Raw genomic sequence first — 18,365 nt, 5'->3', positions numbered from 1 at the left:
GGTCAGAGCAGTTCGGCCGCGATGTCGTTGAACAGCGCCAGGAGGTTGACGCCGACCGCGGTGACGCCCGCGATGATGATGATCGCGATGAGAGCGACCATCAGGCCGTACTCGACGGCGGTCGCGCCTCGGTCGTCGTCTTCGCGCTTGGTGCGGGTGAGGAACGTCTGCACGTAGCTGAGGAACGTGAGCATGGCGGTCTCCTGGGGATGTGAGATCCGAATCGGGACGCCGCAACTCTGCGTGACGTGGAACACCCGCCGGTATCGGGCGATGAGGTGTAACGAAAGCGCAGATCGGAGGACATTGTCGGCCGATCGGTGGACACGCCGTAGGCCCCTCGGACAGACCTGCCGCTGTCACGTTCCGTTGCAATCGTACGCGCCTTACCGTCGGCCGCATGCTTGTTCTCTGGACGGTGGGCGGGGCGCTCGGCGGGCTCGCCTCGGGTGTCGCGCTGCGCGGCCTGGTCGGCCGCTTCACGTCCACCGGTGTCGCGCTGCCGCTGGTGTCGGCGGCCGTCCTCGCCGTGCTGGCGCTCAAGTTCGCCGGCTCGGTCGAGGTGCTCGCGTTCGCGTGCCTGGGCGCCGTCGGGGTCGCGCTGTCGTTCATCGACACGGCCGTGCACCGGCTGCCGGACGTCCTGACGCTGCCCGCGTACCCGTTGGTGCTCGTCCTGCTCACCGTCGCGGCGCTGACCGGCGGCACGTTCGGCGCGCTCGGTCGCGCGGTGCTCGGCGGGCTCGTGCTCGCGTTCGTCTACCGCGTGCTGGAGTTCCTGAACCCGGCCGGGATGGGCTACGGCGACGTGAAGCTGTCCGGTGTCATCGGCATGGCGCTCGCCTGGCTCGGCTGGCCCGTCCTGCTGTTCGGCGCCGCCCTCTCGTTCGTCCTGTCGGCCGTCGTGTCGCTGGTCCTGTTGCTCCTGCGGAAGGTCACCCTCAAGAGCGCGCTGCCCTTCGGGCCGTTCATGTTGCTCGGTGCGTTCCTCGCCGTTCTGGCCCACTGAACGGAAATTCGCCCTTCCGCCGGGGCCGCTCCGCCGCCTAAGGTGCAGTCGAACCGTCTGGGGAGGCGGTTCCGCACTTCTGGGGGGAAGTCGATGAACGCGGGGGATGTCGTCGTCGCGCGCCGGGAATCCGTCGCGCTGCCGGTTCCGGTGCTGGTGCTCGTCGCGGGGTTCGCCGCGGCCGTCGTCGCGCAGGGCGGCTACCACCTGCCCGGACGCGTCCTGTCGGGGCTCCTCGTCGGAGTGGCGCTGGTGCTGGCCCGTCCGAGGCCGACCTTCCTGGCCGCACTGGCCGGTGCGTTCGCCGCGTGGGCGTTGCTGCGCGGACTGCTCGCCGGCGACGTGCTGTCGGGCCTGCCGTCCGCGGTCGCCGCCGGGGTGTTCGCCGGCGCCGTTCTCGTTGCGGCACAGGCTGATCGCGCGCAACGGGAGCTGCTTGCCACCGTGCTCGTCGGCGTCGGCGCGCTGGTCGGGTTCTCCGGGTGGGTGGCCGTGGTGTTCCGGGTGCCGTCCTGGACGACCGTCGCGGAGGGCTTGCTGCGCGCGGCGTCGACCCTGACCTACCCGAACGCGGCCGCGGCGGTGATGGCGGCGTGCGCGCTGCTGTCGCTGGTGCTGCGGCCCAGCCTGCTCATGACGGTGCTGAGTTTCCTGCTGTGCGCGGGAATCGGCGCGACGATGAGCCGCGCCGGGGTGATCGCGTTCGTCGCCGGCCTGCTCGTGCTGTGCGCCTGCTGGGGGATCCGCAAGACCCTGACGGCCGCGCTGCCGCCGCTGCTCGGGGCGATGGTGGCCGTGGGCGCCCTGCTGCCGTCGATGAGGCTGGCGGACGAGCCCCGGCCGTTGCTCGCGGTCCTGGGCCTGATCGGCGGAGCGCTGCTGGCGGTGGGCCTGCCGAGGCTCGGCCGCGCGCTGCTCCCCGTCGCGCTGGTGGCGGTGGCCGGTGGGGCGGTCGCGGCCGGGTTCACCAGCGGACTGGCCACGCGGCTCTCGTTCAGCTCACCCGACCGCAGCGGTGCGACGGGCGCCGCGCTGGACCTCGCCGCGCGGGCGCCGTTGTTCGGTGCCGGGCCGGGCAACGGATCTTTTTTCTTCGACCAGGGCAACGCGGGACCGCGGTTCATGCGTTACGTGCACAACGAGTACCTGCAGGTGCTCGTCGAACTGGGTGCCGTCGGGCTGGTGCTGGCACTGGGGGTCGTGGCCGTCGTGCTGCGCGCGTTGTGGCGCGGGCGCGGCACGTCGTTGTGGGCGGGCGCGGTGGCGGGGTTCGTCGCTGTGCTGGTGCACAGCGGGTTCGACTTCCTGTGGCACCTGCCCGCGGTGCTGATCGTCGCCGGCCTCTGCGCCGGTCTGGGGTTTCCGTCCACAAAGGACGGAATGGATGAGGGGGAAGCAGCATGAAGAAGTTCTCCGCGGGGAAGACGGCCGCGGTCGTGGCGGTCGCGGGCGGTGCCGTCCTCGCGTCGGTCGCGCCGGTCATGGCCGACGTGAGCGCGCAGTCGCCCTCGCAGTCGGTCGTGCGGATCGAGTCGCCCGCGAAGGTGATCTCGGTGGGGGCCGCGGTGGAGGTCGACGTGACCTACGTCTGTGCGGCGGGGACGCGGGGGAACCTCTCCCTGAGCCTCACGCAGCGGCGGCTCCTGGGCGTGGCGACCGGCAGCGGTTACAAGGCGGTCGACTGCACCGGCGGGTTCGCGACCACCAAGATCACGGTGACGGCCACGAACCGGGCGTTCGGCTGGGGACCGGCGTACGCGAAGGCCGAGCTGTACTCGCAGCTCGCGAACGCGGCCGACGAGCGGGAGATCCACGTCGGCTAGTGACGTGAACAGGGGCTTGGCTGTGACACCTCTGGAAGCTTGAGGTCCTGGTGACCACGCGAGAAAGCGCTCGCGTGGTCACTAGGAACTGAGCCAGGCCCTCCACGTCGGCAGCAGCGTGGCGATCAGGTCCAGCGGCGCCTCGGTGTTCGGCGAGTGCATCACGCCGGGCAGCACCGCGAAGTCCGCGTCGAGCCGCTCCGCCATGTCGCGCTGGGCGGCGGGCGTCCACGCGTCGTCCGCGTCACCGCACACCACCAGGCACGGCGTGCCGGACGACCGCAGCGTGCGCGCCAGCTTCGCCACCTGGTCCGGTTCGTAGCGCAGCCCGTTGCCCATGCCGAGCAACGCCGCCGCCTTCGACTTGAGGAACCGGTCGCGGTAGAAGTCCCTCAGCTCCTGCGGGAGCGCCGTGTACGCCGGGTTCTGCTGCGAACGCAGCTCGTTCAGCCGATGGGTGCCCTCGACGCCCTGCTCGGCCAGCACGTGCTCGCCGACCTCCAGCACCGTGCGGCGTTCGCCCGCGGGCAGTTCGGACGGGCCCGACGACATCAGCGTGAGCCCCGCGATCGGAGCACCCGCGAACACCGCGGCCCGCACCACCAGGCCGCCGTAGGAGTGGCCGAGCAGCAGCACCTTCCGGCCGTCCGCCGCGATCTTGCCGATCAGCTCGGCGAGCACCGACCCGAGCGGGCCGGGCTGGTAGAGCGCCTCGTCGTCCGGGCCGGCGGAGTCCTGCTGGCCCGGCAGGTCGATCGCGACGACCTCGAAGCCCGCGTCCGCGATCGGGTCGATCATCGGCGCGAAGTCCTCTTTGGAGCCCGTGTAGCCGGGGACGAGCAGCACGGTCGTGCGCATCGCGTCGTCGCCCATCGCGGGCGCGCGCAGGGCCGCGATCGTGCCGTAGCGGCCCGGGAAGTCGACGCGTTGCGCCCGGTTCGGGCTGATCTGCGAGTACACGAGCTGAACTATCGCAGCGCGACCAGGGTTTCGCCACGCTGCTCGAGGACGACGGGACCGGCTGTGGCGAGTTGCACAGGGCCCGTGTAGCCCTCGCGGTTCAGCCGGATCGTGCCCACGACGGCACCGGTGGCCTGCTCGTACACCCGCAGGCCCTCCTTCACCGGGATGAGCGCGCGGCCCGCGAGCGTCGTGCCCGCGCCCAGCGAGCCCTCGGCGGTCCACAGTGGAGTGAGCGTGTCGAGCGACAGCGCGATCGTGCGGGAGCCGGTGAACCAGAAGGCGTTCGTCTTCGTCGTGAACACGCGCGCCACGTGGTTCGGCGGGTCGGTGAGGTCGGCCTCGGGGACGTCGAGCGGCACGTCGCCGATCTGGTTGCCGGTCTCCGCGTCGAACGTCAGCAGCCTGCTCGGCCCGGAGACCGCCACCGCGACGAGCTTGTCGGTGATGGCCACGACCTGCGCGTTCTTGCCGCCGGTCAGCGGGCTGCCGAACACCTTCGGCTCGTCGGACTTGTCGGGGTTCGGCTTGAGGATCGTCACCCGGTCCGACGCGTCGTCCGGGCAGCGCTCGACCATCGCGAACCTGCCCGTCGTGACCGCCACCGAGCCGTACGTGCAGCCGACCCGCGGCTGCTTGCCCGGGTTCACGATGGCGCGCAGGGCGCCGTACTCGAGCGAGCGCACCAGGTCGTCGCGCCGGTAGACCTCGACGAACTTCGAGCCGGTGGTGATGAGGTGCGACCCCTCGTTGAGCAGGGCCGTACCCGGTTCCGCGTCGCCGTTGCGCTGAGCCCGCCGCTCGCCGGTGACCCCGTCGAGCGACGTGAGCTCGGAGCAGTTCGTGCCCTTCGAGTACAGGGCCATCGCCCGGCCCCACGCCGTGCTCACCACGCACAGCGGCAGGTCGCGCCGGTAGGACCAGCGCACGTCCCCCGTCAGCGGGTCGCGCCCGTCGACCGTGCCGCCGTCGCCGGTCACGACCGTCGACGGCTTCTCCTCGCCGGTGTCCTTCGACGCGGTCTGCACGACCACGGGGGACAGCGAGGCGCCGCTGCGCGCGCGCCAGATCTCGGCGAGCGCCGGCGGCAGCGCGGCCACCTCGGGCAGCGGCTCCCACGACGACGGCCCGGTGACCGACGTCGTGGCGCGAGCATCGCTGAAAGCCCAGGTCAGGACGGAGGCCGTGACCGACACGACCGCGATCACGGCGACCGCGACGAAGTCGGCACGGGTGCGCCAGGACCGTGCGGGCGGACGTTCTGCGGCGGGCTCGGGCTCGTGCGCGGGCTCGTCGAGGACGTCCTCGACGTCGGTGACGTCGGAACCGGGGGACGACATGGTGATCAGTCTGCCGAAGGAGCGGCCTGTTCGGCAGAGGTTCGGCGACGCCGGCGCCGGCGCGGCTTGTCCGAGGAGGACTCGCCGGCCTCGGCGGCGGGCTGCGCCTGCTCGCCGTCCTGCGTCACGCCGCCGCGGCTGCGCGTGCGGGACCGGGTCCGCTTCGGCCGGGTCTCCTCGCCCGCCTCCGGTGCCGCGCCCTCGCCGGAGCGGGTGGAGCCGGTGCGGCGACGGCGCTTGCGCTTGCCGGTGTCGAGCTGCTCCTCCTCCTCGGCGTCGAGGCCCGCGCGGGTGCGGTGGCTGAGCGGCAGGCGACCGGTCGAGCCGGAGGGGATGCCCAGGTCGTAGAACAGGTGGTCGGACGTGGAGTAGGTCTCCGGAGGCAGCGGCGTGCCGAGGCCGAGCAGTTCGTCGACCGTCTGCCAGCGGTGCGTCTCGTCCCAGTCGACGAACGTGACCGCGATGCCCATGCGGCCCGCGCGACCCGTGCGGCCGATGCGGTGAACGTAGGTCTTCTCGTCCTCGGGGCACTGGTAGTTGATGACGTGCGTCACGTCGTCGATGTCGATGCCGCGCGCGGCGACGTCGGTGGCGACCAGGACGTCGACCTTGCCGTTGCGGAACGCCCGCAGCGCCTTCTCGCGCGCGCCCTGGCCCAGGTCGCCGTGCACGGCGGCCGCGGCGAACCCGCGCTCGGTCAGGTCGTCGGCGACCTTCTGCGCGGTCCGCTTGGTGCGCGTGAAGATCATCGTCAGGCCGCGGTCGCGGGCCTGCAGCACGCGGGCCAGCATCTCCGGCTTGTCCATCGAGTGCGCCCGGTAGACGAACTGCGAGATGTTCTCGTGCGTCTGCGGGGCGTTGTTCTCCTCGGCCCGGATGTGCGTGGGCTGCGTGAGGAACGTGCGGGCCAGCGTGATGATCGGGCCCGGCATGGTCGCGCTGAAGAGCATCGTCTGGCGCTGGTCGGGGACCATGGTCAGGATGCGCTCGATGTCGGGCAGGAAGCCCAGGTCGAGCATCTCGTCGGCCTCGTCGAGCACCAGCATGCGGACCTTGCCGAGCACCAGGTGCTGCTGCTCGGCCAGGTCGAGCAGGCGGCCGGGCGTGCCGATGACGACGTCGACGCCCTTGCGGAGCTGCGCGATCTGCCGCTCGTAGGGGATGCCGCCGTAGATCGCGGCGACCTTCAGGTCCAGGTGCTTCGACGCGTCGGTGAGGTCGTGCGCGACCTGGAGACACAGCTCACGGGTGGGCACGACCACAAGGGCCTGCGGGGTGCCGTCGCCGGGCGTGTCGACCCGGTGCAGCAGCGGCACGCCGAACCCGAGGGTCTTGCCGGTGCCGGTGCGCGCCTGGCCGATGACGTCGTCGCCGGCGAGGGCGATGGGGAGCGTCAGCTCCTGGATGGCGAAGGTGCGCTCGATGCCCGCCTCGCTGAGCGCCTTGACGATCTCGTCCCGGACGCCGAGTTCGGCGAACGTGGGGGACTCGGACTGCACCGGGGCGTCTGCCTGCAACGGGTGCGACGTGTCTTCTTCGGTGGCTCCGGCCTCGCTGTGCTCGAGGACTACCGGGTCCAGATGTGCTTCTACTTCAGCGGTCAGGGTGATCAGCCTCTCTCGTACCAAGCGCGTACGAGCCCTGGCCGGGCCTCTCGACCGCGCTATGCGAGCAGCTGCGGGAAAGGTGTACGCGCACCATTTCGTGCGCCTCGCGGCGGTTCGTCACACTCGTCACGCCGGGCGCTGATGCCCATTCTACCTGCCAAGACGCATTTGACCACTAGGCTTGGTCACCATGGGTGTTGCGGAGGGTGTTGTCGATCTTCTGGGAGCGGTTGCATATGGCGAGCTCTCAGCCTTCGACCGGATGACGGAGGACTCGCGCTCGGCGCCGACGCTGGCGGGCCGTGCCGCGCTCGCGCAGATGGCCGCCGCCGAGATCGGTCACTTCACGCTGTTGCAGAAGCACCTCGCCACCGAGGGCATCGCGATCGAGGACGCGATGGCGCCGTTCGTGAAGGGCTTCGACGCCTTCCACGAGTCGACCAGCCCCAAGTCGTGGCTCGAGTCGCTCGTGAAGGCGTACGTCGGCGACGGGCTGGCGGCCGACTTCTACCGCGAGGTCGCGACGTGGCTGGACGAGCCGACCGGCGAACTGGTGCTGCACGTGCTCGCCGACACGGGTCACTCGGCGTTCGCTGAGCGCGAAGTCCTCGCCGCCGTCGAGTCCGATCCGCGGGTCCGCGACCGGCTCGCGCTGTGGGGCCGCCGGCTGCTCGGAGAGGCGTTGACGCAGGCCCAGTACGTGGTGGCGGAGCGGGACGGGCTCTCGGAGCTGATCATCAAGGGGTCGGGAGACCTCGCCGGGATCGGGCAGCTGTTCCGCCGTCTCCAGCAGTCGCACGCGCGGCGCATGACGCAGCTGGGTCTGGGCTAGGTAGGCTCGCTCCTAGATTTTTCTCTTGAGCACGGAGGTCAGCGTGGAGGTCAGGATCGGCGTCGCCGACAGCGGGCGGGAACTCGTCGTGACCAGTGAGCTCAGCCCGTCCGAGGTCGAGACCCTGGTCGCGGACGCGGTGTCCGGCAAGTCCAGCGTGCTGTCGCTGGTGGACGCCAAGGGTGCGCGGTTCGTCGTGCCCGCTGGCCGCGTCGCGTACGTGGAGATCGGCCCGCAGGACTCGCGCAAGGTCGGGTTCGGCGCCTGAGTCGCACGAGCTGGAAGAGGCCCCGGTCATCGCGACCGGGGCCTCTTCCTTTTGGGGGAACGCGGCAGTATCGGACAACGTCGCCGAACCCGCATTCCGGCCGCGCGTCGAGGTCGCACGAAGCGGTGACTTCGCTGGTAGAGGCATGTGTGCGCACATAGCGTGATCAAGTCGTCACGCTGCTGAGGAGTGCTATGCGCGCCGCCCTGCTGGCCATGTTGCTCGTGGTTTCGGCAACGACCTTCTCGCTACCCGCGCAGGCCTACCAGTCGCACGCGGCGGGATCGTGGTCCACGTCGTCCGGGCTGCCCGCGACCAACGCCTCCGCGCGCTCGACGCTGTCGTCCGGCACGCAGGTCACGGCGTCGGTGTCCGGTGCGAACCTGCGCCTGACCACGCTGAACTCGCCACCCGGCGACCGCGGCGCGGTGCCCGGCAACTTCCGGCCGCAGATCCCGGCCTCCACGGCGCTCATCGGCCTGACGGCGGCGGCCGCCGGGTGCGCCGCGTTCGTCGACTGCTTCAACCGCGGCACGCTGACGTTCTCGTTCAACCGGCCGGTGCGCGATCCCGTGCTGCACATCGCGGGCAGCGGCGCGACCATCGGCAACACCGGCAGCACCCACGTCGCGCACACGCTGACCTCGGGCGGCGTCACGCTCAGCGGGCCGCTCGACGGCGCGGTGAACATGACCATCGGGCAGAACGGCACCCGCATCGAGGCGCCGAACCGCAACCTCAACGTGCTGTGCAACGCCAACGGCGCGAGGCAGGCCTCCGCGTCGTGCGGCAGCGTGAAGCTCAACGGCACGATCAGCTCGGTGAGCTTCCAGGTCGACATGCTCACCAACAGCAGCACGCCGACCGACGACTTCTACGTCGCGGGCGTGTCCGTGGACGAGGACTTCGGCGACGCGCCGGCGAGCTACGACACCGGGTCCGCCGCGAGCCACAGCATCGGTGACCTCGTGCTCGGTTCGGGCGTGTCGGCCGACAACCCCACGACGATCAACACCGGTTCGGTGACCCCGAGCCCCAAGGCCGTGGCGGCCGGCGCGGACAACAACCTGCCCAACGGCGACGACCTCGACGACGGCGTGGCGGCGTTCCCGCGCCTCGCCCGGTCGAACGCGGGCGAGGACTACTCCGTGGCCGTCGCGCTGTCCGGCGCCTCGCAACCGGGCCGGGTGTGCGCGTGGATCGACTTCAACGGCAACGGCACGTTCGACAGCGCCGGCAACGAACGCGCCTGCACGGACTTCGGCGCCGGTGCCACGTCGGTCACGATCACCTGGAAGATCCCGGCAAGCATCAGGTGCGGCAACACCTATGCGCGCTTCCGGGCCAGTTACAACGTCGACCAGGTGCGCAGCGAGAAGGGCCTCGCGGACAGCGGCGAGGTCGAGGACTACCGCCTGCCGGTCGAGTGCCTCGACATCAAGAAGACCACGACCAAGACCACCGCCAACCCCGGTGAGCAGGTGCCGTACACGGTCACCATCACCAACTCCGGCGCCACGGACGTCACCGCGCTGAGCGTGTCCGACGACCTCACGCAGGTGCTCGACGACGCCGACTTCAACGGCGACCAGGCCGCGACGTCGGGCTCGATCTCCTACACCGCGCCGAAGCTGACATGGTCGGGCGACATCGGCAAGGGCCAGACCGTCACGCTGACGTACTCGGTCACCGTCAAGAACCCGATCACCGGTGACCACCAGCTGCGCAACGCCGTGGTCAGCAGCGCGGGCAACTGCCTCGCAGGCTCGACCGACCCCGACTGCTCGACCACCGTGAACACACCGGGCGTGAAGATCGAGAAGTCGGTGGACCGGCAGTCCGCGAACCCCGGCGACACCGTCACCTACACGGTCAAGGTCACCAACACCGGCAAGACGCCCCTGAACGCGTCGTTCGCCGACGACCTGACCGCCGTGCTCGACGACGCGACGTGGGGCAGCGCGACGGCGTCCAGCGGTACCGCGAACTTCGCCTCGCCGAAGCTGACGTGGAACGGCCCCCTGGCCGTCGGCGCGGTCGCGACCGTCACCTACACCGTCGTGGTCACCGGCAACGGCGACAAGCAGCTGACGAACGTCGTCACCTCGGACACCCCGGGCAACAACTGCGTGCCGAACTGCACGACCACGACACCGGTGTCCGGCATCAGCTTCGAGAAGACGTCCGACAAGCAGTCGGTGAACCCCGGCGAGACCGTGACGTACACGGTGAAGGTCACCAACACCGGCAGGACGCCGTGGCAGGGCGCCACCTTCACCGACGACCTGACGAAGGTGCTGGACGACGCCGAGTGGGTGTCGGCGCAGGCCTCCTCGGGCACCGCGGAGTTCACCTCGCCGAAGCTGACCTGGACCGGCAACCTGCCGGTCGGCGGCGTCGCGACCGTCACGTACTCGCTGAAGGTCACCAACCCGGTCAAGGGCGACTTCCAGCTGGACAACGCGATCACGTCCACCACGCCGGGCGGCAACTGCCCGCCGGGGTCGACCGACCCGAAGTGCGGCACCACGACGCCGGTGGCCGGCCTGAAGATCGAGAAGTCGGTGGACCGGCAGTCCGCGAACCCCGGCGACACCGTCACCTACACGGTCAAGGTCACCAACACCGGCAAGACCGCGCTGGACGCCACGTTCTCCGACGACCTCACGAAGGTGCTCGACGACGCCGACTGGATCGGCACCAGCGCGGGCACGTTCACCTCGCCGGTGCTGACGTGGACGGGGTCGCTCGCGGTCGGCGGTTCGGCGACCGTCACGTACTCGGTCAGGGTCACCGGCAAGGGCGATCACCTGCTGGACAACGTGATCACGTCGACCACACCCGGCAGCAACTGCCCGGAGGGCTCGGCGGACGCGGACTGCCGCACCTCGACGCCGGTCTCCGGAGTCGAGATCACCAAGGAGGTCGACCGGAAGTCGGCGAACCCCGGCGACACCGTGAAGTACACGGTGACCGTGCGGAACACCGGCAAGACGCCGCTGAACGCCTCGTTCGCCGACGACCTGACGCAGGTGCTCGACGACGCGACCTGGGGCGGTGCAACGGCTTCCGCCGGCACCGCGGACTTCGTCCCGCCGACGCTGACCTGGAACGGCGCGCTGGCCGTGGGCGAGTCGGCGACCGTCACCTACACGGTGGTGGTCACCGGCAAGGGCGACAAGCAGCTGACGAACGTCGTGACGTCCGGGACGCCCGGCAACAACTGCGTGCCGAACTGCACGACGACCACCCCGGTGTCCGGCGTCGAGTTCGAGAAGGCGGTGGACCGGACGTCGGCCCAGCCCGGTGACGTCGTGAAGTACACGGTGACCGTGCGGAACACCGGCAAGACCCCGGTGCCCGGCGCGACCTTCACCGACGACCTGACGAAGGTGCTGGACGACGCCGAGTGGGTGTCCGCCGACGCCTCGACGGGTTCGGCGTCGTTCACGGCCCCGAGGCTGACCTGGACCGGCGACCTGGCGGTCGGCGGCACGGCCACCGTCACGTACACGGTGAAGGTCGGCGACCCGGCGGACTTCAGGCTGGACAACGTGATCACGTCGACCACGCCCGGTGCGAACTGCCCCGGCGGCGACAAGTGCTCGACCAGCACTCCGGTCGCGGGTCTGCGGATCGAGAAGTCCGACGACCGCGACCAGGTCGTGCCCGGCGACACCGTGACGTACACGATCAAGGTCACCAACACCGGTCAGACCGTCCACACAGGAGCGTCGTTCACCGACGACCTCACGCAGGTGCTGGACGACGCGCGGTACAACGACGACGCGCAGGCCTCGATCGGCGCGGTGACGCTGGTGTGGCCGCGCCTCGAGTGGACGGGCGACCTGCCGATCGGGGCCGTCGCGACGATCACCTACACGGTGACGGTGAAGGACCCGAACCCCGGTGACAAGAGGCTGAACAACAGGATCACCTCGGACACGCCGGGCAACAACTGCCCGCCGGGCTCGAAGGACCCGTCGTGCAGCACCGAGACGCCCGGTCGTGAGCTGACGATCTCGAAGACGTCCGAGCCGAAGACCGCGAAGCCCGGCGACCCGGTCACCTACACGCTGACGATCACCAACACCGGCCAGGTGCCGCTGACGGGCGAGAAGGTCACCGACGACCTGTCCGGTGTGCTCGACGACGCGGCGTGGGTGTCCGGGCAGGCCTCTCCCGGTCAGGTCGCGTTCGCCGCGCCGACGCTGACGTGGACCGGCGACCTCGCGATCGGCGCCGTCGCCACCGTGACGTACGTGGTGCGCGTCAACGACCCGATCAAGGGCGACCACAAGCTCGTCAACGTGGTCAGCTCCGAGGTTCCGGGCAACTGCCCGCCGGGCTCCACCGACCCGGCCTGCTCGACCACGACCCCGTTGCCGGGCATGGAGATCGTGAAGTCGGTCGACCGGAAGACCGCGAACCCCGGCGACACCGTCACCTACACCGTGACCGTGCGGAACACGGGCCAGACCGTGCTCGACGCGTCGTTCCGGGACGACCTCACGAAGGTCCTCGACGACGCGACCTGGGGCGGCACGAGCGCGGGCACGTTCACCTCGCCCGTGCTGACCTGGAACGGGGTGCTGCCGGTCGGCGACTCCGCCACCGTCACGTACACGGTGGTCGTGACCGGCAAGGGCGATCACGAGCTGACGAACGTCGTCACCTCCGACACCCCCGGCACCAACTGCGTGCCGAACTGCACGACGACGACACCCGTGTCGGGCGTGGAGATCACGAAGACCGCCGAGCCCGCGTCGACCAAGCCGGGCGACACCGTGAAGTACACGGTGACCATGCGGAACACCGGCAAGACGGTGCTCGACGCGTCGTTCCGCGACGACCTGACCGGGGTGCTGGACGACGCCACGTGGGTCGGCGCGAGCGAGGGCGTGTTCGTCGCGCCGGTGCTGACCTGGTCCGGGCAGGTGGCCGTGGGCGGGACGGCGACCGTCACGTACACGGTGAAGGTGACCGGGGCGGGCGACAAGAGGCTCAAGAACGTCGTCACGTCCGACACGCCGGGCAACAACTGCGTGGACGGCTGCACGACGGACACGCCGGTCGCGTCGCTGAAGCTGGTGAAGAAGGCGGAGCCCGCCACGACGAAGCCCGGTGACACCGTCACGTACACGGTGACGATCAGCAACACCGGCCAGACGGTCCACAGTGGAATCTCGGTGGCCGACGACCTGACCGGGGTGCTGGACGACGCCACCTGGAACGGCGACCAGGTCGCGTCCGCGGGCTCGGTGTCGTTCGTGGCACCGAAGTTGACGTGGACCGGCGATCTGGCGGTGGGCGCGTCCGTGACGGTCACGTACTCGGTGAAGGTGACGGGTGCGGGGGACAAGCGGCTCAAGAACGTCGTGTCGTCGGAGACCCCCGGCACCGACTGCTCGGACGGCTGCACCACCGACACCCCGGTCGCGGGCCTGGAGATCGTGAAGAAGGCCTCGCCGGAGCGGCCGGTGCCGGGTGACACCGTCACGTACACCGTGACCGTGAAGAACACCGGCCAGACCGCGCAGGACGCGTCGTTCCGCGACGACCTGACCGGCGTGCTGGACGACGCCACGTGGACCGGCGACCAGGCCGCGACCGTCGGCGAGGTGTCGTTCGCGGCACCGGCGCTGACGTGGACCGGCGCGCTGCCGGTCGGGTCGGAGGCCGTGGTCACGTACTCGGTGAAGGTGACCGCGGCGGGTGACCACCGGCTGAACAACGTGGTCACCTCCGACGACCCCGGCGGCAACTGCCCGCCGGGCTCCACGGACCCGAAGTGCTCGACCTCGACCCCGTTGCCGGGCATGGAGATCAGCAAGTCGGTCGACGTGGAGTCCGCCAAGCCGGGCGACACCGTCACGTACACGGTCCGCGTGCGCAACACCGGCCAGACCGAGCTGAAGGGCGCGTCGTTCCGCGACGACCTCACGAAGGTGCTGGACGACGCGACGTGGGGCGGCACGAGCGCGGGCACGTTCACGTCGCCGGTGCTGACGTGGACGGGTGATCTCGCCATCGGCGCGGCGGTGGACGTCAAGTACACGGTCGTCGTGAAGAACCCGGTGACCGGGGACTTCAGCCTGGACAACGTCGTGCGGACCGACACGCCGGGTGGGAAGTGCGTCGAGTGCTCGACCTCGACGCCGATCGCCGGGCTGAAGCTGGTGAAGACGTCCGAGCCGGAGTCGGCCAAGCCGGGTGACGAGGTGAAGTACACCGTCACGATCACCAACACCGGCCAGACGGTCCACAGTGGAATCACGGTCACCGACGACCTGAGCGGCGTGCTGGACGACGCGACCTGGGTCGGCACGAGCGCGGGCACGTTCACGTCACCGAAGCTGACGTGGACCGGCGACCTGGCCGTGGGCGAGTCGGTGACGATCACGTACTCGGTGAAGGTCACCGGCGACGGCGACAAGCGGCTCAAGAACGTCGTGACGTCGGACGTCCCCGACACCGACTGCTCGGACGGCTGCACCACGGACACGCCGATCGCCGGCTTCCAGATCGTGAAGAAGGCCGACCGGACCGAGGCGAAGCCGGGCGAGAAGGTGACGTACACGGTCGTCGTCACCAACACCGGCGCCACGATGCTGCGCGACGCCGCGTTCGTCGACGACATGACCGAGGTCCTCGACGACGCGACGTACAACGGTGACGTGGCCTCGACTTCAGGCCTGGCCACCTACGCGGCGCCGAAGCTGACCTGGAAGGGCGATCTGGCGCAGGGCACGTCGGCGACGGTCCGGTACTCCGTGACCGTCACGAGCAAGGGCGACCTGCGGCTGAAGAACGTCGTCACGTCCGACACCCCCGGCTCGACCTGTCGCGAGGGCTGTTCGGTCGAGGTTCTGGTGCCCCGCCTGGAGATCGTGAAGGAGGTCGACACGACCTCGGCGAAGCCCGGTGACCTCGTCGGCTACACCGTGACGGTCACGAACACCGGGCAGACCACGCTCGCGCCGGCCACGTTCGTCGACGACCTGAGCGGCGTGCTGGACGACGCGTCCTTCGTGGACACGAGCGCCGGCGCGGTCTCCGGGTCGAAGCTGACGTGGAGCGGCGAGCTCGCGATCGGCGCCACGAAGACGGTGACGTACCGGGTGCGGGTGAACGACCCGCCGACCGGTGACTTCACGCTGCGCAACGTGGTCACGTCGGACACGCCGTCGAACTGCCCCGAGCGGTGCGGCACCGAGACCCCGGTGTCAGGGCTGGAGATCGTGAAGAAGGCGGACCGCACGGAGGCGAAGCCGGGTGACCGGATCACCTACACCGTGACCGTCCGGAACACGGGTCAGACGCCGGTCACCGGGTCGTTCACCGACTCGCTGGCGGACGTGCTCAAGGCCGCGAAGTGGGGCGGCACGGACGCGGGCACGTTCACGTCGCCGGTGCTGACCTGGTCCGGTGAGCTGGCGGTCGGTGCCTCGGCCACGGTCACGTACTGGGTGACCGCGACCGGGTCCGGCGAGCTGCGCAACGTCGTGACCTCGGACGTGCCGGGCTCGAACTGCAAGCCCGGCGGCTCCGATCCTCGTTGCTCGGCCACCTTGAAGGTGCGGCAGGACGAGCCGATCGCGTGGACCGGTTTCCCGGCCCTGCCGCTGGCGGCGTTCGGATTGATCCTGCTGGTGGGCGGTGTGCTGCTGAGGCGCCGGGCCTAGTGCTCGGCCGGCTCCTCGATCTTGTACGGCGGAGTGGAGGTGCCACCGACCCGGTACCGGCCCCACGGGTCCTGGTCGGTGAGCGTCCCCTCCGCCTGGCCGGTGGGGGTGCGCAGCAGCGCGGTCCGCGCACCCCCTTCGACCCGGCTCGTGACGTCGTCGTTGGCCTTCACGCGGCCGTACCAGTGGTAGCGGCCGTCGATCGGCTGGAAGTACCCGCGCAGGTCGACCTCGACCGCGACCTCGTCCTCGCCGAAGACCAGGGTGGCGGCGCCGCGGTAGCCCTCTTCGTCGTGCTCGTGCTCGTCGCTCATCAGTCCACCAATCGGAGAGGGGTCAGGGGCGTCGCGGGATCGATCTCGACCCCTGCCGATCGCAGCAGTCCGTCGAGGGCGTGCCAGATGATCGTGGCGAGGTAGTCGCTCAGGTTTGCGCGGGACATCGTCTGGCGGTCGAGCCACCAGTCGCCGGCGTTCTGCACCATGCCGACGAGCGCGTGCGCCCACGGCTCGGCGCCGCCGGAGTCCATGTCGAACGCGCGCAGGTAGTCGCCGAGGATGCGGGCCAGGGTCGCCGCGATGAGGTTCTTGTCCTCCGCCACGACGTCCTTCTCGACCGGGCGGTCCGCGAAGGAGCCCTTCACGACGAACCGGTAGAGGTTCGGGTTCTCCTCGATCACCGACAGGTACGCGTCGACGATGTTCGTGATGCGGTCGCGGATCGAGCCCTCCGCGGCGAGCGCGGGCCCCATCCGGTCCATCAGCACCTCGGTGGCCTTCTGGCCGACTGCCAGGTACAGGTCGGACTTGTCGGTGAAGTGCCGGTACAGCACGGGTTTGCTGACGCCGGCCTCCGCGGCCACGTCGTCCATGCCGACGTCCGGGCCCTTATTGGCCACGACGGCGATCGTGGCCTCCACGAACTCCGCCCTGCGCTGCTCGCGATGACCCTTCCACCGCTCACGTCGCGCGTCCGGCCCCTTGACAGTGCGTGCCATGTGACGCACGCTACCAGAAGTAACCGTTACCTCAAGTAACACTTACCGGGGAGGGCAATCGATGAGGGTCGCCGATCGGGAGAAGACCGCGGAACGGCTGCTCAAGTCGTCCGCCGAGAAGTTCTACGACCCCGAGGTGGACATCGACTGGTCCGCACCTCTGGTGGACGGCCTCTTCTACATCCCTGAGCAGCGCATCTCGCTCTACGGCACGCCGATGTACGACTCGCTCACGCACGAGCAGCGCATCGAGCTGTCCAAGCACGAGCTCGCGTCGATCGCGTCCGTCGGCCTGTGGTTCGAGCTGCTGCTGATGCAGATGCTGGTCAAGGTCGTCTACAACACCGACCCGACCTCGCGGCACGCCCAGTACGCGCTCACCGAGGTCGCCGACGAGTGCCGGCACTCGACGATGTTCGCGCGCCTGGTCGAACGGATCGGCTGCCCGCCGTACGGGCCGACGTCGCACACGCACAAGCTCGGCAAGCTGCTGCCGACCATCGGCTACGGCCCCGCGATGTACGGCTCGATCCTGGTCGCCGAGGAGATCCTCGACCGCCTGCAGCGCGAGGCCATGAACGACGAGACCGTGCAGCCCATCGTGCGCATGGTCAACCGCATCCACGTGCTCGAGGAGGCCCGCCACGTGCGGTTCGCCCGCGAGGAGCTGGTGCGCGGCATGGCCGAGCTGAAGTCCTACGAGCTGCCGTACCAGAAGTGGCTGATCGGCACGGTCTCGATGATGATCACGCGGACGATCATCAACCCCGAGGTGTACGCGGCCGTCGGCCTGGACGTGCGGGAAGCACGTCGTCAGGCGCTGGGCAACCCGCGGTTCCAGGAGACCATCCGCTGGTCGGGCGAGCGGATCATGTCGTTCCTGCAGGAGGCCGGACTCGTGGGGAAGCCGGGGATGCGCGCATGGCGTCGCTCGTTCTTGATCGGCTGAAGGTCGTCACGTCGGGGCCTTCGTCCTCCGACGTGACCGCGGTGCTGTTGCACGGGTGGACGATGGACCTGACCACCTGGGACCGCGTGGCCGCGCGGCTGCCGGGGCGGGTGGTCCGGTACGACGTGCGTGGGCACGGGGGATCGGCCGGGGTCGGGACGATCTCGGAGTTGGCCGACGATCTGGCCGCGGTGATCGAGGAGTGCGCGCCTTCTGGGCGGGTGGTGCTCGCGGGGCATTCGCTCGGTGGGATGACGATCATGGCGTTGGCCGAGCAGCGGCCCGAGTTGTTCGCTCGGGTGTCCGGGGTGGCGTTGATCGCCACGTCCTGTGGGGATCTGCCTCGTCAGATGGCTGTGGAGCGGGTGGCCGGGCGGTGGATCGGGCGGCGGGCCAAGGTCGGGTTCGGGCGGGTTCTCGCGCCCGGGTTGCGGGTTACCTTTGGGCGGCGGCCGTCCTGGGCTGATGTTCGGGCTGCTGCGGCTATGGCTGGGAACACCTCCGGGGCCGCTTTTGTGGGGATTCGGGAGGAGTTGACGCTGCATCAGCGGCGGGAGGCGTTGGCTGTTCTGGCCGAGATCCCCACTGTTGTCATGGCTGGGTCTTGGGATGTTTTGACGCCTCTGCGGCATTCTCGGGTGTTGGCTGAGGCGTTGCCATCGGCGGAGTTCGTGATCTATCCGAAGACTGGGCACATGTTGCCGTTGGAGCGGTCGGAGGATGTGGCTCGGCGGATTGCTGCGTTGATGTGAGGTTTTGCGGCTTTGCGGGGTGGTCGCCTTGCGGGCGGCCACCTTGCCTTGCGTGCTTCCCCTGGGGCTCTGCCCCAGACCCCGGCAATCTGATCAGGGGGTCCGCGCTGTGGGCGGGTTGATGGCACGCCTGTTGCTCAGAG

Annotated in this window: 14 protein-coding genes; 8 read left to right on the top strand and 6 right to left on the bottom strand. The window is 69.9% G+C overall.

The features are described 5' to 3' along the window. Positions 1-2: 2 nt before the first annotated feature. A complete protein-coding gene (locus ABZX02_RS42110; protein ID WP_355307419.1) occupies positions 3-194 on the bottom strand; it encodes a Flp family type IVb pilin in 192 nt (63 codons plus the stop codon). 206 nt (positions 195-400) lie between these two features. On the opposite strand from ABZX02_RS42110, the gene ABZX02_RS42105 reads away from it, so the two are divergent. From ABZX02_RS42105 to ABZX02_RS42095, 3 genes are all read left to right on the top strand, one after another. After that, entirely contained in the window at positions 401-1,009 is a 609-nt protein-coding gene (locus tag ABZX02_RS42105; RefSeq protein ID WP_355307418.1) for an A24 family peptidase, read from the top strand. A 93-nt stretch (positions 1,010-1,102) separates the two neighbouring features. Continuing rightward, positions 1,103-2,413 carry an O-antigen ligase family protein gene (locus ABZX02_RS42100; protein WP_355307416.1) on the top strand — a complete coding sequence of 437 codons (1,311 nt, stop codon included), beginning with the start codon at positions 1,103-1,105 and terminating at the stop codon, positions 2,411-2,413. Continuing rightward, positions 2,410-2,832 (top strand): hypothetical protein, encoded by a 423-nt coding sequence (locus ABZX02_RS42095; protein ID WP_355307414.1) that lies wholly within the window; start codon positions 2,410-2,412, stop codon positions 2,830-2,832. The genes ABZX02_RS42100 and ABZX02_RS42095 overlap by 4 nt, the downstream gene beginning before the upstream one ends. A gap of 81 nt (positions 2,833-2,913) precedes the next feature. Here the strand turns inward: ABZX02_RS42095 and ABZX02_RS42090 are convergent, their stop codons facing one another. Genes ABZX02_RS42090 through ABZX02_RS42080 form a run of 3 tightly spaced genes read right to left on the bottom strand, consistent with a single transcriptional unit; the run spans position 2,914 to position 6,760 of the window. After that, positions 2,914-3,792, bottom strand: coding sequence for an alpha/beta hydrolase (locus tag ABZX02_RS42090; RefSeq protein ID WP_355307412.1), 879 nt, complete (start codon positions 3,790-3,792; stop codon positions 2,914-2,916). Between the two features lie 8 nt (positions 3,793-3,800). Continuing rightward, positions 3,801-5,132 carry a hypothetical protein gene (locus ABZX02_RS42085; RefSeq protein ID WP_355307410.1) on the bottom strand — a complete coding sequence of 444 codons (1,332 nt, stop codon included), beginning with the start codon at positions 5,130-5,132 and terminating at the stop codon, positions 3,801-3,803. Positions 5,133-5,137: 5 nt separating this feature from the next. Beyond that, positions 5,138-6,760, bottom strand: coding sequence for a DEAD/DEAH box helicase (locus ABZX02_RS42080; protein WP_355307408.1), 1,623 nt, complete (start codon positions 6,758-6,760; stop codon positions 5,138-5,140). Between the two features lie 169 nt (positions 6,761-6,929). On the opposite strand from ABZX02_RS42080, the gene ABZX02_RS42075 reads away from it, so the two are divergent. From ABZX02_RS42075 to ABZX02_RS42065, 3 genes are all read left to right on the top strand, one after another. After that, positions 6,930-7,571, top strand: coding sequence for a ferritin-like fold-containing protein (locus tag ABZX02_RS42075; protein ID WP_355307406.1), 642 nt, complete (start codon positions 6,930-6,932; stop codon positions 7,569-7,571). A 43-nt stretch (positions 7,572-7,614) separates the two neighbouring features. Then, a complete protein-coding gene (locus tag ABZX02_RS42070) occupies positions 7,615-7,839 on the top strand; it encodes a DUF3107 domain-containing protein (RefSeq protein WP_355307513.1) in 225 nt (74 codons plus the stop codon). A 194-nt stretch (positions 7,840-8,033) separates the two neighbouring features. Then, positions 8,034-15,524, top strand: a complete 7,491-nt coding sequence (locus tag ABZX02_RS42065; protein ID WP_355307405.1) for a GEVED domain-containing protein — start codon at positions 8,034-8,036, stop codon at positions 15,522-15,524. Here ABZX02_RS42065 and ABZX02_RS42060 read toward each other — a convergent pair. Continuing rightward, complete coding sequence (locus ABZX02_RS42060) at positions 15,521-15,838, bottom strand: DUF4873 domain-containing protein (protein ID WP_355307403.1); 318 nt, start codon at positions 15,836-15,838, stop codon at positions 15,521-15,523. The genes ABZX02_RS42065 and ABZX02_RS42060 overlap by 4 nt on opposite strands. Beyond that, entirely contained in the window at positions 15,838-16,521 is a 684-nt protein-coding gene (locus ABZX02_RS42055; protein ID WP_355307401.1) for a TetR/AcrR family transcriptional regulator, read from the bottom strand. The genes ABZX02_RS42060 and ABZX02_RS42055 overlap by 1 nt, the downstream gene beginning before the upstream one ends. 61 nt (positions 16,522-16,582) lie before the next feature. On the opposite strand from ABZX02_RS42055, the gene ABZX02_RS42050 reads away from it, so the two are divergent. Together ABZX02_RS42050 and ABZX02_RS42045 are read left to right on the top strand one after the other, a co-directional pair. Next, entirely contained in the window at positions 16,583-17,470 is an 888-nt protein-coding gene (locus tag ABZX02_RS42050) for a diiron oxygenase (protein ID WP_355307399.1), read from the top strand. Continuing rightward, on the top strand, positions 17,443-18,222 hold the full coding sequence (locus ABZX02_RS42045) for an alpha/beta hydrolase (RefSeq protein ID WP_355307398.1): 780 nt from the start codon (positions 17,443-17,445) through the stop codon (positions 18,220-18,222). Before ABZX02_RS42050 ends, ABZX02_RS42045 begins: the two co-directional genes overlap by 28 nt. Positions 18,223-18,365 lie beyond the last annotated feature (143 nt).

Origin of the sequence: Lentzea sp. NPDC003310 (assembly GCF_040610935.1) — a bacterium.
GTDB lineage: Bacteria > Actinomycetota > Actinomycetes > Mycobacteriales > Pseudonocardiaceae > Lentzea.
This window is presented reverse-complemented; position numbering and strand designations above follow the sequence as displayed.

Bases quoted from the DNA above. Each gene is read 5' to 3' on its own strand.
- ABZX02_RS42110 (WP_355307419.1), bottom strand. From the start codon at position 194: ATGCTCACGTTCCTCAGCTACGTGCAGACGTTCCTCACCCGCACCAAG.
- ABZX02_RS42105 (WP_355307418.1), top strand. From the start codon at position 401: ATGCTTGTTCTCTGGACGGTGGGCGGGGCGCTCGGCGGGCTCGCCTCG.
- ABZX02_RS42100 (WP_355307416.1), top strand. From the start codon at position 1,103: ATGAACGCGGGGGATGTCGTCGTCGCGCGCCGGGAATCCGTCGCGCTG.
- ABZX02_RS42095 (WP_355307414.1), top strand. From the start codon at position 2,410: ATGAAGAAGTTCTCCGCGGGGAAGACGGCCGCGGTCGTGGCGGTCGCG.
- ABZX02_RS42085 (WP_355307410.1), bottom strand. From the start codon at position 5,132: ATGTCGTCCCCCGGTTCCGACGTCACCGACGTCGAGGACGTCCTCGAC.
- ABZX02_RS42075 (WP_355307406.1), top strand. From the start codon at position 6,930: ATGGGTGTTGCGGAGGGTGTTGTCGATCTTCTGGGAGCGGTTGCATAT.
- ABZX02_RS42065 (WP_355307405.1), top strand. From the start codon at position 8,034: ATGCGCGCCGCCCTGCTGGCCATGTTGCTCGTGGTTTCGGCAACGACC.
- ABZX02_RS42060 (WP_355307403.1), bottom strand. From the start codon at position 15,838: ATGAGCGACGAGCACGAGCACGACGAAGAGGGCTACCGCGGCGCCGCC.
- ABZX02_RS42055 (WP_355307401.1), bottom strand. From the start codon at position 16,521: ATGGCACGCACTGTCAAGGGGCCGGACGCGCGACGTGAGCGGTGGAAG.
- ABZX02_RS42050 (WP_355307399.1), top strand. From the start codon at position 16,583: ATGAGGGTCGCCGATCGGGAGAAGACCGCGGAACGGCTGCTCAAGTCG.
- ABZX02_RS42045 (WP_355307398.1), top strand. From the start codon at position 17,443: ATGGCGTCGCTCGTTCTTGATCGGCTGAAGGTCGTCACGTCGGGGCCT.